Origin of the sequence: Sporosarcina sp. D27, from assembly GCF_000586555.1 — a bacterium.
GTDB lineage: Bacteria > Bacillota > Bacilli > Bacillales_A > Planococcaceae > Sporosarcina.
The window spans coordinates 321,416-337,360 of the sequence record NZ_AZUC01000014.1; the positions used below are offsets into that span (position 1 = coordinate 321,416).

Sequence of the window (15,945 nt, forward strand, 5' to 3'; positions counted from 1 at the left end):
GGACGTCATAGACGTCAATTTGGGTGGAACCGCGGAAGCTAATTACAAGCTCTCGTCCCTTGCATACGCAAGGGGTGGGAGCTTTTTTGTATTTCCGTTGAATTGAAACAGATGAGAGGGGTTTTACCAATGAAGTTTAAAGTACCAAGAGGAACACAAGACATTCTGCCTTCCGAATCTTGGAAATGGCAAAAAGTTGAACAGTTGATCCGTGAAGCGTGTGAAGTCTACCGCTATTCAGAAATTCGCACACCGATGTTTGAACAGACTGAACTCTTCCAACGAGCAGTAGGGGATACAACAGATATCGTATCGAAAGAAATGTACACGTTCAAAGACCGTGGAGATCGCTCCATGACATTGCGTCCTGAAGGGACAGCGCCAGTCGTCCGTTCGTTCATCGAACATAAAATGTTTGGCTGGGTCGACCAACCCGTTAAGTTGTATTACATTGAGCCGATGTTCCGATACGAACGCCAGCAAGCAGGGCGCTATCGCCAATTTGTGCAATTTGGTACAGAAGCAATCGGGAGTGCTGATCCAGCAATCGATGCTGAAGTGATTTCACTAGCGCTCGAAGTTTACAAGCGTGCAGGTCTAAAGGACATCAAGCTTGTCTTGAATTCCCTTGGAGACAAAGAGTCGCGTACAGCACACAGAGATGCTCTCGTTGCACACTTTACACCACACATCGAGGAGTTTTGTTCCGATTGCCAGAATCGGTTAGAGAAAAATCCATTGCGTATTCTGGATTGTAAAGTGGATCACGAGCACCCACTCATGAAAACTGCTCCATCCTTAACAGATTATTTGAATGATGAATCCCGAGCTTATTTCGAAGCGTTGAAAACGTTATTGACGAAAGCCGGCATTACGTATGAACTCGATCCAAACTTGGTTCGCGGATTGGACTACTACAACCATACTGCATTCGAAATCATGAGTACGGCTGAAGGTTTCGGTGCAATCACGACGCTTTGCGGCGGTGGACGTTACAATGGTCTGTCTGAAGAAATGGGTGGTCCTGCTGCTCCAGGAATCGGTTTCGGAATGAGTATCGAACGCTTGTTGTTAGCTCTAGAAGCCGAGCGAGTGACTCTGACGAATGACGATGCTCTTGACGTCTACGTTGTAACGCTTGGTGAAGCAGCGAAGAAAGAAGGCTTCCAAGTACTCCAACAATTGCGTTCAGCAGGCATCCGAGCGGATATGGACTATCTCGACCGGAAAATGAAAGCGCAAATGAAGTCCGCTGACCGATTACAATCCAAATGGGTTACGGTAATCGGGGAAGAGGAAGTCGAGCAACAGATTGTCCAACTTAAAAACATGGCGGAAGGTACACAGCAATCCGTTAATATCACCGAACTAATCGAACTTATCAAAGGCTAATTGAAGAGAGGCAGTGTTGAATGATGCAGCGAACACAATATTGTGGAGAACTAAATGAGCAACATATCGGTCAAGAAGTAACGTTAAAAGGGTGGGTTCAAAAACGTCGTGACCTCGGGGGACTAATCTTCGTGGATATGCGTGACCGTACAGGAATCGTACAAGCAGTTTTCAACCCTGCAATTTCTGAAGAAGCGCTCGCAACTGCAGAAAAGTTACGTAGCGAATTTGTTATTTCAATTACGGGTAACGTAGTGGAACGTGAAGAAAGGACGAAAAACAAGAATTTGAAAACGGGAGCTATCGAAGTCCAAGTGACCGAACTCACAATTATCAATGAAGCGAAAAATCCTCCGTTTTTAATTGAAGATGACACAGATGTCAGCGAAGAGTTACGCTTGAAATATCGATATTTAGATCTTCGCCGACCACAATTAGCACGTACATTCAAAATGCGTTCGGATATTACGAAGACAGTCCGTAACTTCCTGGATGGAGAAGGATTCCTAGAAGTAGAAACTCCAATCCTAACAAAGTCGACGCCTGAAGGCGCACGTGACTACCTGGTTCCCAGCCGTGTCCATAGTGGTGAATTCTATGCACTTCCACAATCACCACAGCTCTTCAAACAAATGTTGATGGTATCCGGTTTTGACCGCTACTTCCAAATTGCACGTTGTTTCCGTGACGAAGATTTGCGAGCAGACCGTCAGCCGGAATTCACGCAAATTGATATGGAAATGAGTTTCATGTCTATTGAAGAAATTATTGAGTTGAACGAACGCCTCATGCAAAAGGTCATGAACGATGTGAAAAATACTACAATTGAAGGACCGTTTAAACGGATTACGTATACAGACGCAATGGCACGCTACGGTTCGGATAAGCCGGACACACGCTTCGCGATGGAACTTATTGACGTATCTGAAATTGTTAAGGAGACATCGTTCAAAGTGTTCACTGGCGCTTTAGAAGCTGGCGGCCAGGTGAAATTGATCAACGTAAAAGGTGCCTCAGCTGATTACTCACGTAAAGATATCGATGGTTTCGGTGAATTTGCAGCAGTTTACGGTGCTAAAGGATTAGCTTGGTTGAAATGTGAGGAAGATGGCCTGAAAGGTCCGATCTCGAAATTCTTCGAAGGTGAAACAGCTGAAGCACTTAAAACAGCTGCGGATGCACAACCAGGGGACTTACTATTATTTGCTGCTGATAAAAAATCAGTTGTCGCAGACACGCTTGGCGCACTCCGTATGAAGTTCGGTCGCGAGCGCGGACTCATCGACGAGACTCTATATAACTTCTTATGGGTTACTGACTGGCCGTTGTTTGAATACGACGAAGAAGATGGACGTTATTATGCAGCCCACCATCCGTTCACAATGCCAGCTGAAGTTGAAGAACTCGTGTCGAGTCCAGAAACAGTCAAAGCATTAGCGTATGACCTCGTGTTGAATGGTTACGAATTAGGCGGCGGTTCTCTACGCATTTACGAACGCGATGTTCAGGAAAAAATGTTCAAAGCACTTGGGTTTACAGATGAACAAGCGCGCGAACAATTTGGATTCCTACTCGATGCGTTCGAATACGGAACACCACCACACGGCGGAATTGCATTCGGTCTAGACCGTCTTGTCATGTTGCTTTCTGGTTCCACTAACCTACGAGACACAATTGCATTCCCGAAAACAGCAAGTGCAACAGACTTGCTTACAGCAGCTCCAGACGTTGTCGACCCTAAACAACTGAAGGAATTACACATCCAATTGGCGGACGAACAAAAATAGGAAATTAGGACTTTTCTGAATTAAACAGATAATTTCATATGCAAATTATTGAATCTCAAGAAGTCGTATGATATGATACATCTAACAACAAATCCTGAGGTGTTCGTTATTTGCCAGACAGTTTTGACCGAACACTTCAATCGTCGGGAGTCTAGATTCTTCTTATGATGACACGCCTGTCATGGGACCTCAGAAGTGAGAAGATCGGACACCCACCTGCACCGTGCGGGTTCAAAACGATATTACAAAGACGGCACATTCGGGATTTGTTTCTAAATTGAATGTTCACCTCTCGGCAGTCTTGCTGAGAGGTTTTTATTTGTGAATTCCAGAATAGAAAGGTCGTTAGAAAATGCTAAATCAGTTTTCAAGAAACGAATTATCCATAGGCAAGGAAGGCGTCAAGCGAATGAGTGACACGACTGTCGCGATATTAGGAGTTGGCGGGGTGGGATCTTTCGCGGCTGAAGCATGTGCACGTAGCGGCGTTGGCAAAATTATTTTAGTAGATAAAGATGATGTAGATATTACCAATATCAATCGCCAACTAGTAGCCTATTTGTCTACAGTTGGACGTTCAAAAGTGGAAGTGATGGTCGAGCGCATTCAAGATATTAATGAGAATTGCGAAATTGTGCCGCTTCATATGTTTTATACAGAGGAGACTGCAGAGCGCTTTTTTGACCAAAAGCCGGACTATGTAATCGATGCGTCCGATACAATCAGTTACAAGATCCACCTGATTGAACAGTGTCAAAAGCGTGGTATTAAAATCATTTCAAGTATGGGGGCAGCGAACAAAATCGATCCTACCCGATTCCAAATTGCAGATATCTCTAAAACACACACTGATCCGATTGCAAAAGTGATTCGTACGCGTCTGCGTAAACTAGGCATCCACAAAGGAGTACCTGTTGTATTTTCAGATGAAAGTCCTATCATTGTACGGCCAGATGTCGTAGAGACAGTTGGAAAGCCAGATGCTGAAATCCGGAAAGCGAAAATGCCTCCTGCTTCGAATTCGTATTGTCCATCTGTCGCAGGGCTTGTCTGTGCAAGCTGGGTATTGAATGACATCACAGCCGATATCCCATTGGAACGTGTGAGTGACGCGAAGAAGTAAAGTGGAGTGGGGGGGAGATTTAAATAGTGATCATAAATCGTGAAATACGATCATAAACTGAGGGAAATGATCATAAATTTTGATAAGTGATCATAAGCTTTTGTAAATGATCATAAAGTTAAAAATATGATCATAAACCTTTAAAAGTGATCATAAACCCCGAGATTTGCTCATAAGTCCATTCAAAAAATTCATTGAATTCTACATCCTCCTTTACCCAAGCAATGGCCAGAAAAAAACAATCGAAGCACAACCAATTAATCCTTTAACAAGAGAGAATTAATAGCCGTTATCGTTGGTTTCTACTAGAGGATCAAGAATTAAAAGAATTGATTGGTTAAGTGCACTTCGATTATTTGGACTCGTATCTTCTAGTCTACTTAATAACCAACCTGCCATCCTACTGGCAGGTTTTTTAAATTTCGTCAATTATGTATAGCTTGGAGTGCTCATAAATCGATGAATTTGATCATAGAATATGAAATGTGATCATAAATCCTGGAAAGTGCTCATATATTCTCAAATGTGCTCATAATCAAAAGAAAGTGCTCATAAATCTAACAAAGTGATCAAAACCTCACAAAAATGATCATAAACCAGAAACTAAGCTCATAACTCTATAATCCACCTACCAAAAAAGCATGCACACCCAGAACGAGTCCAACGACTCTCAAAGGTGTGCATGCTTTCCTTATTATTTCTTCAAATACTCCTGTTTCCAAGCCAGCACTTTCTCAAATGCCTCGTCCACAGTGTCCGCTGTAATCGACACTTTCAAGTCATCATCCACTTTTCCAGTCGAATGCTGATAGCGAGGATCGTAGTAATGTTCTAGTAGCAATAGGGTCGCCGTCTCGAAATCGCTTGTTTCCAAAGCAATTTCGATTTCCTTCGCAATTGGAACGTGTATCCTACGCCGAATTTGCTCGAAAGCCGCTTTGAACTCATCAGGTCGCTCTGTTGGTTTATAGTCTTCCAACGTAATTCTTACACGCTCTTCAATCGGTAGTTTTATGATTAACTGTCGACTGTGTTCTTTTTTATCGAACAAGAAACCAGGCATCGTCACTTTACCAATACGTTTACTTTCACCTTCAATGAACACAACTTTTTCATCTTTAGTCCGTTTCAACTCATGTAAAAGCAACGATTCAAAGTTTTTTTGATTACTACCCTCTAAACCGATTTGACCAAAAATCGACCCTCGGTGACCAGCAAGATGTTCTAAATCGACAATAGGTTCACTAGCTTCTGCCAGCTTATGCAAAATCACTGTTTTGCCTGAACCAGTATAGCCATTCAGCACAATCAGCTCAGGTGTATACTCTATATTATTAAGTTCTTCTACAACCCATTGGCGATACGTGCGAATGCCACCAGTCAATCTATGGGCATGGATTCCCATTAGATCGAGAACTGTTGCAGCCGTTTTACTGCGCATTCCTCCGCGCCAACAAAATACTGTCATTGAGGTATCAATTTTTTCAAACTCAGCAATGAATGCAGGTAGTTTTTCTGCAAATATGGCAAGTCCACGTTTTTTTGCTTCCGCCTGGCCTACTTGCTTATAAATCGTCCCGACTTCTGCGCGTTCTTCGTCATTAAAAACAGGAATATTCAAGGCTCCTGGAATACTTGCCTCTGCAAATTCTTTAGGGGATCGGACATCGATCATTGTATGGGGTTCTTTTGAATGGAGCCCCATTAAATCCCGTAGTGTTATATCGCGAAACATACATGCACCTTCTTATTGGACAGAAATGTGTCCAGGATTGTCAGACGTAACTGTACCAATTTGTTTTGCGTCCACACCGTTCTTCTGCAGAGAAGCAAGTAAATCATCCGCTTCATTAGGAGAAACCGCGATTAGCAATCCACCAGAAGTAACAGCATCGCACAAAATCCATTGATCGATTTGGTCTAAGTGACTCGCAAATGTGACATCATTTTCAAGGTGAGCAAAGTTATTTTTTGTCCCACCTGGAACGTGACCACCTTCTGCTAATTCTTTAGCGCGCGGGAGAACTGGAACAGCATTGGCATTCAATGTGATTCCTGCATTACTGCCTTTCGCCATTTCAGAAGTATGCCCAAGTAGACCGAAACCAGTCACATCCGTAACCGCATGAACATCGAAATCCGCCATAGTCTCAGCAGCTGTTTTGTTCAATGTAGTCATAACTGATGTAACGTGCTTAATTTCTTCATCGGATAGCTTTCCGTGTTTCAATGAAGTCGTGTAGATACCCACTCCAATTGGTTTCGTAAGAAGGAGAACATCACCAGGAAGAGCACCAGCATTTGGACGGATTTTGTCCGGATGAACTGTGCCAGTCACTGCAAGACCGAACTTCGGCTCCTGGTCATCAATGGAGTGTCCGCCAACAAGTGTAACGCCTGCTTCCTTCAATTTATCCCCTGCACCGCGTAGAATTTCTGTCAAAATTGTTTTGTCTAGTGCCGCAATAGGGAATGCAACTATATTAAGAGCAGTTATTGGAGTCCCTCCCATTGCGTAGACATCACTGATTGCGTTTGTAGCAGCAATTTGACCGAAATCATATGGGTCATCTACGATTGGTGTGAAGAAGTCCAGTGTTTGCACGATTGCAAGATCATCTGTTAACTTGTAAACACCAGCATCATCGCTTGTATCCAATCCTACCAATAGGTTCGGATTCGGTGTTGCGGTAGGGAGTGTGCGTAAAACTTCAGCTAAATCCGCTGGTCCAATTTTACACCCACAGCCGCCTTTTTTTGTAAGTGTCGTCAGTTTAACCGTTGTTTCCATGTGTACGTCGCCTCACAATTCTTGTTTTGTTCAGTAAGCCGAAAAAGCTTGCTATCGTTCAGTTTATCACAAAACATGCAGTTACTTGTTGTGGAGCATTCAAAAAATGACAACAACCGACAAAACTTATTTGTCTTACTCCTCAAGTGAGGTCTGAAAATGATAAGTTACATCTATTTTGAAGGAGGATTTTTAAATGGAAAGCTATGAAATGATTATTGGAAAACATGACTTCGGTGAAAAACTAGAAAAAATCTCGGTCGTCAATCCATTCACTCAAGAGAAGATTGCAGATGTACCTAAAGGTGGAAAAATCGAAGCAACCCGCGCCGTCGATGAAGCTTATAAAGCTTTCCCGAAATGGTCTGCGCTTTCAGCATATGAACGTAGTGAATTACTCATGAAATGGCATGACCTAATTGAACGCGACAAAGAGGACCTAGCGAAAACGATGACGCTAGAACAAGGGAAGCCAACAAAAGAAGCCGTTGGTGAAATCGATTATGCAAATGGCTTTAACAAGTGGTACGCAGAAGAAGGGAAGCGTCTTTATGGGGAGACAATTCCTGCCACACAACATAATAAGCGCATGTTTGTCACCAAACAACCGGTTGGAGTCGTGGCAGCTATTACACCATGGAACTTCCCAGCTGCGATGATTACACGAAAGGTGGCACCTGCACTTGCGGTGGGGTGTACAGTCGTCATAAAACCATCACGCGAAACACCTCTTACCGCCATTAAGCTAGGTAGACTTGCTTTAGAAGCAGGGATTCCTACGGGAGTAGTAAATGTAGTAACTGGAGACTCCAAAACAATTAGTGATGCATGGCTGGAAGATGAACGTGTTAAAAAGATCACGTTTACCGGGTCTACAGAAGTGGGTCGAGGACTCATGAAGAAGGCGGCAGATACCGTGAAAAAAGTGTCGCTTGAACTGGGAGGCTTAGCTCCAGCAATTGTGATGGAAGACAGTGATCTAGAGAAAGCAGCGGACGGTGTCATAGCTACGAAATTTAGAAATGCAGGACAAACATGCGTCTGTGCAAATCGTGTCTATGTGCAGGAATCGATTGTCGATGAGTTCACGAAAATATTCACGGACAAAGTAAAAGCTTTGAAATCAGGTGATGGTCTCGCAGAAGGTACTCAAATTGGTCCGTTAATTGATGAGAAAGCGGTTGAAAAAGTGGAGTTACACGTAAAAGATGCCCTCGAAAAAGGGGCGAAAGTGGCGACAGGAGGTCAAAGGCTAGAGGGTCTTATCTATGAACCGACTGTCCTAACAGGTGTGACTGAAGATATGCTGTGTATGAACGAAGAAACATTTGGACCTGTTGCACCGATTTCCACTTTTAAAACGGAAGAGGAAGCGATTCAACGGGCAAATGATACGATTTACGGACTAGCAGCCTATCTATTTACCGAAAAACTTAGCAGAGGCATCCGTATGAGTGAAAAGCTTGAATATGGAATTGTGGGGCTGAATGACGGTGCTCCATCTTCACCGCAAGCGCCATTTGGGGGATTCAAGCAAAGTGGTTTAGGTCGAGAAGGCGGTCACCAAGGGATCGACGAATTTGTAGAGGTCAAATATATTTCAGTCGGTTTGTGAGACCAAAAAAAACAGGCGGAGCCAAAAAAGGCTTTGCCTGTTTTCCTGTTCCGTTATATCAACAAATCGAACAGCGTACTGTCATTATTCACTTCAGTAAACGAGAATCCGTTCGAGCGCATACGGTCTAGCAATCCGTCATAATCCTCAGGGTGCTTCAGTTCGATACCCACAAGTCCTGGACCGTTTTCTTTGTTATTCTTCTTCGTATATTCGAAAGTTGTAATATCATCATTCGGACCGAGAACGTTATCTAGGAATTGTCGTAACGCACCTGCACGTTGTGGGAAATTCACAATGAAATAATACAACAGTCCTTGGTGGATTAAAGACTTTTCTTTGATTTCCTGCATCCTACCGATATCGTTATTCCCGCCACTAATGACGACGACAATCGATTTCCCTTTAATCTCATCTTTATAAAAGTCGAGTGCTGCAATTGGAAGGGCACCAGCCGGTTCTGCGATAATAGCGTGCTTATTATACAATTCGAGAATGGCTGTACATACCTTACCTTCAGGAACTGCTACTATCTCTTCGACCAATTCAAAACAAATATCAAAAGTCTTCTGACCAGGGCACTTCACCGCAGCTCCGTCAACAAACTTATCGATTGTAGGTAACGATGTTAACTTTCCCATTTCAAAGGAGGTTTTCATGCTGGCCGCTCCAGCGGGTTCCACTCCAATCATTCGGGTTAACGGAGACAGGTTTTTAATGTACATACTCATACCAGACAGGAGTCCACCGCCACCCACACTTGAAAATACAAAATCAATGGGTTCTTCAATGTCATTCATAATTTCTACAGCAACCGTAGCTTGCCCAGCGATAATGTCGAAATCATCAAATGGGTGAATGAAGATTCGATCTTCTTCATCTGTACAAAGCATGGCACTTGTAAAAGAATCGTCAAATGTATCTCCTGTTAACAAGATTTCAACAAAGCCTTTACCGAACATTTTCACCTGGTCCACTTTTTGCTTAGGTGTAGTTAACGGCATGAAAATCTTCCCGTCAATTCCAAGATGCGCGCACGCGAACGCCACGCCTTGAGCATGATTACCAGCACTAGCACAAACAATACCCTTATCCAATGCGTCGGATTCAATCCGCTTAATTTTGTAATAGGCGCCTCTTAACTTGAAAGATCGAACGTGTTGTAAATCTTCTCGTTTGATGTAAACCGTACATCCATATTCTTCTGACAACCGATCGTTTTTTTGAAGAGGTGTATGCGCCACGATATCTTTTAATACCTGATTAGCAATTAAAATGTCTTCTATAGCTAAATTTTTCTTTTTTACTTCTTGAACGTTTGTCAATGGATCGACCTCCTCAACACTAGCATTTTTCAATACTAACATGTGTTGAAGGTGAAACACAACAACTAAGTCTAAATAGTTAGAACATTTAGTTTCATAATTATATGTAAGCGTTTTCTTTATGAAAATATATGTTAATCACTGGTGTCTACTAGTTCTAGTGCTTCTGGTTGTAACCGAATTGTAAAGAACGGTGCATGGATAGGTTCACCATCTAAAATGAGCAAAATGTTCCGATTGGCTTGTAACGTAATAGTAGAACCTGTTAAATAAGTGATTGAATGACTGTGAATCGGATTTCCTTGAAGAAGTTTTGGAAACAAACGAAGTAGCAGGGATGGCCGATTTGCTGTATGAGCAACGGTGATATGCATTAATCCATCATTTGTAAGAGCTTCAGGACAGACCCTTAGACCACCTCCGTAAGAAGGAGTATTGCCGACAGCAATCAGCCATGTACGCTGCCAGAAATACGGTTCATCATCGATAGACAAATTCACTTCGAATGGTATAAAGGTGCTTATTGTATGGATAGCTGCAATCGGGTAGGCAAGCCCGCCTAACCCAAATTTATTTAGAAGCGACTTGTAAAAAGAGTGATTTGCTTTTTCACCGATTTCTGCATCAACGCCAGCAGCTGCAATGGTGATTCCAAGTTTCCCATCGACATCCAATAAATCGATTTGTTGGGTAGAAAAATTTCTGAGTCTCTCAACGAAAACAAGTGGATCACGGGTAAGGTGAAAAGCTCTCGCGGCATCATTCCCAGACCCTGCTGGTAAAATGGCGAGTGGGATGGAATGCTCTGATGCAAGTTGGACCATAGATCCCGTCGTACCGTCACCACCGATGACTACAACTGCTGAGAGTGTCCAGCTTCCCAGCAGATTTTTTAGGAACTGATTGGATGCTTCTTTTGAATCGCTTAGAAGTGCTTCATATGGCATATTATGTTGGATCAGCAATTGTTCGACTCGTTGAAATAGTTGGGTTGCTTTTCCACGACCAGAAGAAGGATTAACAATGATTGCATACATAAACCGTACCCCATCTCACAAGTTTAGTTAGAAGGTTTTGTTAGTGCCTCATCAAGCTTTTTATAGATCAGAAGCATAGCTTGCTGTTCTTCCGATGAAATATGTGAAAACAACTCACGGCGCACTTCAATTCCATCATTGTATGCTTTTTCTACAAGCACTTTCCCTGCTTCGGTTATGGATAAATACTTAGTCCTTTTATCTTCCTCAGCTTGTCTTCTTTCAATTAGACCTTGTTTTGTAAGCTTCATTGAGAGGTGTGTAAGTGAAGCTGGGGTGAAATTCAGTTTTTTGGCAATATCTGAAGGTCTGCTTTCTCCTTCATTTAATAACTCTTGGAGAACGAGGATATGGGAAATTCCCAGATCATTATCAGAGCGCTGTTGCCATTTGACAATCATTTGATAGCTAACTTTTTCAATCGTATGAAGCAGTTCGAAAATATTCTTATCATTAATATTAGTCATATTAGGAAACCTCCGGTGGTAATAAACTTGTTTAGTAATGATTGCAAGTTATTAAAAGTAAAAGACTATTCTATCATACCTCAACATTGTTGAAAAATAGAGAAAAATGACTTAGCAAAAGAGATTTTAGGTCGATATATAATTGTGAGTAAAGAGTGAAGTTTGTGTGACGAATTATGTTTGTATAGTTTTTCACTCAAATCTAGGTTAAAGTTAGAGGTAGTAAAGTCCTTATTAATCGAAATCAGAAAGAGGTATTATGTATCATGAAGGTTAGAAAGTCATTAACATTTCAGCTTGGCAGTCTAATTATTGGAATTCTTGTTGTCATGCTTGCCATCACGTCTGTAGCTACCTACAAAACGGCATATGACAAACTCTTCGATGCAGCTGGTATCGAAGCGTATGGTTGTGCAAATATTACTACTGGTCTTATTTTGCCAGAGGATATGGACAAAGCACTGGCAGGAGATACTTCTACTCAAGACAAAGTGGGAGAACAGCTTAACTGGACAACTGCTCATAAAGACATCTTTGAAACGCAATACATTGTCGAGTTAGACGGAACGTTAGTGGCTGTCGATGATAATCTAAAAGCCAAAGGATTCAAGCCAGGTGATAAGTTCAAAGTGGATGATGAAGCAATCGCTATGCTTGCCGATATGAAACATCCTACCTATTCCAAAGCGTATAACTTTGCAGACATGAAACGTCTGTCAGGATATGCTCCGATTTTTAAAGATCAGGATCCATCAAAAGAAGTTATTGCCGTGAGTGTAATTGACTTTGACGCAGGAATTGTCACTTCACGGACATGGGGAGTTGTAAGGAACGGAATTTTAATTAGTATTGTTCCATTGCTGCTCGCAGCGCTGTTGACGATTTTCTTACTTCGTAAAAAAACGAAACCGATTTCGGAGCTTATTGAGCATTCCAAACAGTTGGCTTCTGGCAATTTAGGGATTGCAGATGTACAAGTTTCGAGTAACGATGAGGTTGGGGATTTAGGGACAACATTAAACGCGCTTGCTTCTAATTTACGGAATATGATTGGCACTGTCAAAACAACTTCTTCCAAATTGACAACAAGTATGACCCAAACAGTAGACTCGTTAGAAGAAATGGAAGGAGCCGCTCATATGGTTTCTGAAAGTATTAATGAAGCTGCGAGCTCTGTCGTGGATGGGAACGCGAGTGTGGAACAAGTTGCTCAACTTATCCAGGATTTAGCACATGATCTTCACCAAGCGGATGAACGCGCAAAAACCGCAACTGCAATCTCTTCAAACACAATGGTGTTAGCAGAAGAGGGTAGAGAACGGGCAATATCTTTAAGTGATGATATGAAAAAGATTTCAGTTTCTTCATCAAGCACAAAATTAGCCATTCAGGGACTAATCGATTCGGCGAAAAAGATTCAGACAATCACTGAATCGATTTCTGATATTGCTAACCAAACCAACTTACTAGCATTGAATGCTTCCATAGAGGCTGCGAGAGCAGGTGAGCATGGCAAAGGATTTGCAGTCGTTGCTGATGAAGTGCGTCGTCTTGCAGAACAATCCAACCAAGACGTTCAGGAAGTCGGGCAACTGATCAAGGACATTTCTTCTAGCATTGCAGATGTGGTGCATTCAACGGAAGAGAGTGGTGAACTAATTGAAAACGGATCAGAAACAGTACGTCAAACTGCACAGACATTGAGTGGTATTTCCACGGCTGTAGAAGATACAGTTGCTGAGGTCTCAGCAATCTCTGAAAGTCTGATGCGTGAGGCGCAGAAGTCAGAGGAAGCAGAGCGTTACATTCGAATGTTGGCAGACGCACTCCGTTCTTTGGAGGAAATGACATCGAACATATCAGCATCAGGTGAAGAAACGTCAGCTACAATTACTGATGTTGCTGAACAATCCAACGAAATGAAACGACTTGCAGATGAATTGGATGCGAGTGTTCAACTTTTCCAATTGACTGAAGATGAAGCAGACTCATCTTCTCGCGAATTGAATACGTGAATTGAGCTTAAATTGCTGTAGTGTGGATCTCTGTTCGCGTGTCAGATCGTGTTGTATTCTTGCGATATATGATATAATGAAGAAGTGAAAAAATTTAGTTCTGAGGAGTTATCGACATGCTAAAAGATTTATTTATGGGCCTATCGCAAAACCAGACATTAAACAGCGCTGCAAAAAAATATGGTCTGAAGCTAGGTGCTCAAAACGTAGTAGCAGGAACAAATATTCCTGAGACAATTGAAAGTATTAAGGAACTGAATGCGCACGGTATTTCTTGTACTGTCGACAATCTTGGTGAGTTCGTTTACAATCGCGAAGAGGCAACTGCTGCAAAAAAACAAATTTTAAGTGTGATTGAAGCAATTCATGAAAACAGTGTCGATGCCACGATTTCACTAAAACCATCTCAGCTTGGTCTTGATATCGACCCAAACTTCTGTGAAGAGAATTTACGTGAAATAGTAAGTAAGGCTAACGAATACGATATTTTTGTCAACTTTGATATGGAAGACTATGATCGATTAAAGCCTTCATTTGACTTGCTTGATGACTTATCAAAAACGTACAAAAATGTTGGAACAGTCATCCAAGCATACTTTTTCGAAGCGGAAGACTATATGAAGCAACATAAAGATTTCCGTCTACGCATTGTAAAAGGAGCTTATAAAGAATCTCCTACGGTTGCATATCAGGACAAAGCGGATATCGATGAAAACTTTGTTAAATTAATTGAATGGCATTTGTTAAACGGAAAGTTCACTTCTATTGCGACGCATGATCACCATGTCATCAACCATGTAAAGCAGTTCGTGAAAGATAATGATATTTCTTATGATAAGTTTGAGTTCCAAATGCTTTACGGATTCCGTAAAGATATGCAATTAGAGCTTGCTAAGGAAGGCTACAACTTCACGACGTACGTTCCATTTGGTGAAGACTGGTATGGCTATTTCATGCGACGTCTTGCGGAGCGTCCACAAAACATGAACTTGATTGTAAAACAAGTGTTCAACAAAAAGACGAATACATTTATCGGCTTGGCGGCAGGTGCATTTGCATTAGGTCGTATGACAAAACGAAATAAATAAAAAAATACAAAGGCTGCTCAAAACTTCAGTTAATACTGATGCTTGAGCAGCCTTTTTTCATTCAGAGCGTTTGTACGCGTATTTGGATATGCCATAGTCCAATATATTTATCAAAAACGCTGAAGTTAATTAGTAAAACACAACAAAGAAGTAAACGATCATCGCGAGAAGTCCAAAAGGGAAGCCAAAACGGGCCCATTCCTTACTAGTGATGGATAATTTACCGGCAGCAATAATATTGGGGATGTTCCCTGGAATCAGCATGCCTCCGCTTATTAGTAAGCCCATAAGAATGGCGCGAATAGTTGGCTCATCCATAGTGGGACCGAGTTCGATTGAGGCTAGCGTGGCGTTATCCAGGACTGCAGATATCATGTTTGCCCAATAAAGGAATGTCGGGCTTTTCCCTTCCAATATAGGACTCAACAACGGTTCGAATCCAGCTCCTAGAAGAGTGAGCGCCATGACAAATATGTATACTTTGACACTTCTGATCACAATAGTGCTCCATGATTCTTTCTCCAATATCTTATTCATACTACTTTTTCTATTAGGAGGCGGTATGACGATGCCTGCGATGATTCCAAGTGAGACTATAGCAATGACGACATCGCTTCCTAACAATGAAAATAAGTAAAAGAAGGATTCGTTTAGTCGACTTGTGGCAATTGTTGATAAGGGCTCGCCAAGTGGGGTTAACACTGCCCCTAAACCGATTGAATAGCAAGAAACAATCACGAGGCGGATTTGAATAAGTCTGTCATAGTGGAGCAAACTTATGATTGAGACCAGTAGAATTGCTGCAATAATTGCTGTTATGAAACTTGCTACTAAGCCTATACTGATAACGATAAGTGTAACAAAAATGCGGGACGGGATGAGACGCTCTGCAAAGCCTATTGACTGACTAAAAGGGCGTTGGAATACACGGAATAGCAATCCTGCTAGTAGTACTGCGCATGTGATTGCTATAGGGTCGGTGACTACTGCGTGAACTAATGTATGGCTCCAAATACCTGCTGTGAATACGGCGATAATCCCTAACACGAAAAGATAGAGTTCCAGTTGTCGCTCTGCAAATGGAAATATGAACGGACCAAAAAGAACAGCCCCAAGCAAAATCACTAAAATCAGTATCATATACGATCCCTCACTTTACAGAACTTATCTAGTCCTTTAAGTTATGCAAAGGCAGTCCTATAAATAACAACACAAAAAAGCGTTTTCCTAAATGGAAATCGCCCTTTTGTCTTTTTGCATCGTTGTCTCTGGAAATGAGGGGGACAGGCCGTTGATCTCCGTTCC

Annotated in this window: 12 protein-coding genes, 1 other RNA gene and 1 other annotated feature (1 of these 14 running past the window's edge); of the genes, 7 read left to right on the plus strand and 6 right to left on the minus strand. The window is 42.0% G+C overall.

Annotation, left to right across the window (positions count from 1 at the left end; genetic code table 11):
* Positions 1 to 63, plus strand: a binding site (T-box leader) (it extends 173 nt beyond the left edge of the window).
* A gap of 66 nt (positions 64 to 129) precedes the next feature.
* The 4 genes from hisS (at position 130) to N693_RS0104325 (ending at position 4,302) form a co-directional block, all read left to right on the plus strand.
* On the plus strand, positions 130 to 1,392 hold the full coding sequence (gene hisS, locus N693_RS0104315) for a histidine--tRNA ligase (protein WP_025783547.1): 1,263 nt from the start codon (positions 130 to 132) through the stop codon (positions 1,390 to 1,392).
* 20 nt (positions 1,393 to 1,412) lie between these two features.
* A complete protein-coding gene (gene aspS / locus N693_RS0104320; RefSeq protein ID WP_025783549.1) occupies positions 1,413 to 3,179 on the plus strand; it encodes an aspartate--tRNA ligase in 1,767 nt (588 codons plus the stop codon).
* 88 nt (positions 3,180 to 3,267) lie between these two features.
* Positions 3,268 to 3,449: non-coding RNA, 6S RNA (gene ssrS / locus N693_RS19895), on the plus strand.
* 82 nt (positions 3,450 to 3,531) lie between these two features.
* Complete coding sequence (locus N693_RS0104325) at positions 3,532 to 4,302, plus strand: ThiF family adenylyltransferase (protein WP_025783551.1); 771 nt, start codon at positions 3,532 to 3,534, stop codon at positions 4,300 to 4,302.
* Positions 4,303 to 4,996: 694 nt separating this feature from the next.
* Here the strand turns inward: N693_RS0104325 and mnmH are convergent.
* A complete protein-coding gene (gene mnmH / locus N693_RS0104330) occupies positions 4,997 to 6,037 on the minus strand; it encodes a tRNA 2-selenouridine(34) synthase MnmH (RefSeq protein WP_025783553.1) in 1,041 nt (346 codons plus the stop codon).
* Positions 6,038 to 6,049: 12 nt separating this feature from the next.
* Entirely contained in the window at positions 6,050 to 7,093 is a 1,044-nt protein-coding gene (selD, locus tag N693_RS0104335; RefSeq protein ID WP_025783554.1) for a selenide, water dikinase SelD, read from the minus strand.
* A 196-nt stretch (positions 7,094 to 7,289) separates the two neighbouring features.
* On the opposite strand from selD, the gene N693_RS0104340 reads away from it, so the two are divergent.
* Positions 7,290 to 8,708, plus strand: a complete 1,419-nt coding sequence (locus N693_RS0104340) for an NAD-dependent succinate-semialdehyde dehydrogenase (protein ID WP_025783556.1) — start codon at positions 7,290 to 7,292, stop codon at positions 8,706 to 8,708.
* Between the two features lie 53 nt (positions 8,709 to 8,761).
* Here the strand turns inward: N693_RS0104340 and ilvA are convergent, their stop codons facing one another.
* The 3 genes from ilvA to N693_RS0104355 all read right to left on the minus strand — a co-directional run bounded on the left by ilvA (position 8,762) and on the right by N693_RS0104355 (position 11,537).
* Positions 8,762 to 10,075 carry a threonine ammonia-lyase IlvA gene (gene ilvA / locus N693_RS0104345; protein ID WP_051508683.1) on the minus strand — a complete coding sequence of 438 codons (1,314 nt, stop codon included), beginning with the start codon at positions 10,073 to 10,075 and terminating at the stop codon, positions 8,762 to 8,764.
* A gap of 92 nt (positions 10,076 to 10,167) precedes the next feature.
* A complete protein-coding gene (locus N693_RS0104350; protein ID WP_025783559.1) occupies positions 10,168 to 11,070 on the minus strand; it encodes a diacylglycerol kinase family protein in 903 nt (300 codons plus the stop codon).
* Between the two features lie 23 nt (positions 11,071 to 11,093).
* Entirely contained in the window at positions 11,094 to 11,537 is a 444-nt protein-coding gene (locus N693_RS0104355; protein ID WP_037592665.1) for a MarR family winged helix-turn-helix transcriptional regulator, read from the minus strand.
* A 266-nt stretch (positions 11,538 to 11,803) separates the two neighbouring features.
* Between N693_RS0104355 and N693_RS0104360 the strand changes: the two genes are divergently transcribed.
* On the plus strand, positions 11,804 to 13,552 hold the full coding sequence (locus N693_RS0104360) for a methyl-accepting chemotaxis protein (protein WP_025783563.1): 1,749 nt from the start codon (positions 11,804 to 11,806) through the stop codon (positions 13,550 to 13,552).
* 116 nt (positions 13,553 to 13,668) lie between these two features.
* Positions 13,669 to 14,640: a proline dehydrogenase family protein gene (locus N693_RS0104365; RefSeq protein WP_025783566.1), complete on the plus strand. Its 972-nt coding sequence runs from the start codon at positions 13,669 to 13,671 to the stop codon at positions 14,638 to 14,640.
* A gap of 129 nt (positions 14,641 to 14,769) precedes the next feature.
* On the opposite strand, the gene N693_RS0104370 is transcribed toward N693_RS0104365, so the two are convergent.
* The gene (locus N693_RS0104370; RefSeq protein ID WP_025783569.1) at positions 14,770 to 15,780 is read right to left on the minus strand and encodes a DUF1646 family protein; all 1,011 of its coding nucleotides are present in this window, start codon (positions 15,778 to 15,780) and stop codon (positions 14,770 to 14,772) included.
* Positions 15,781 to 15,945: the final 165 nt, after the last annotated feature.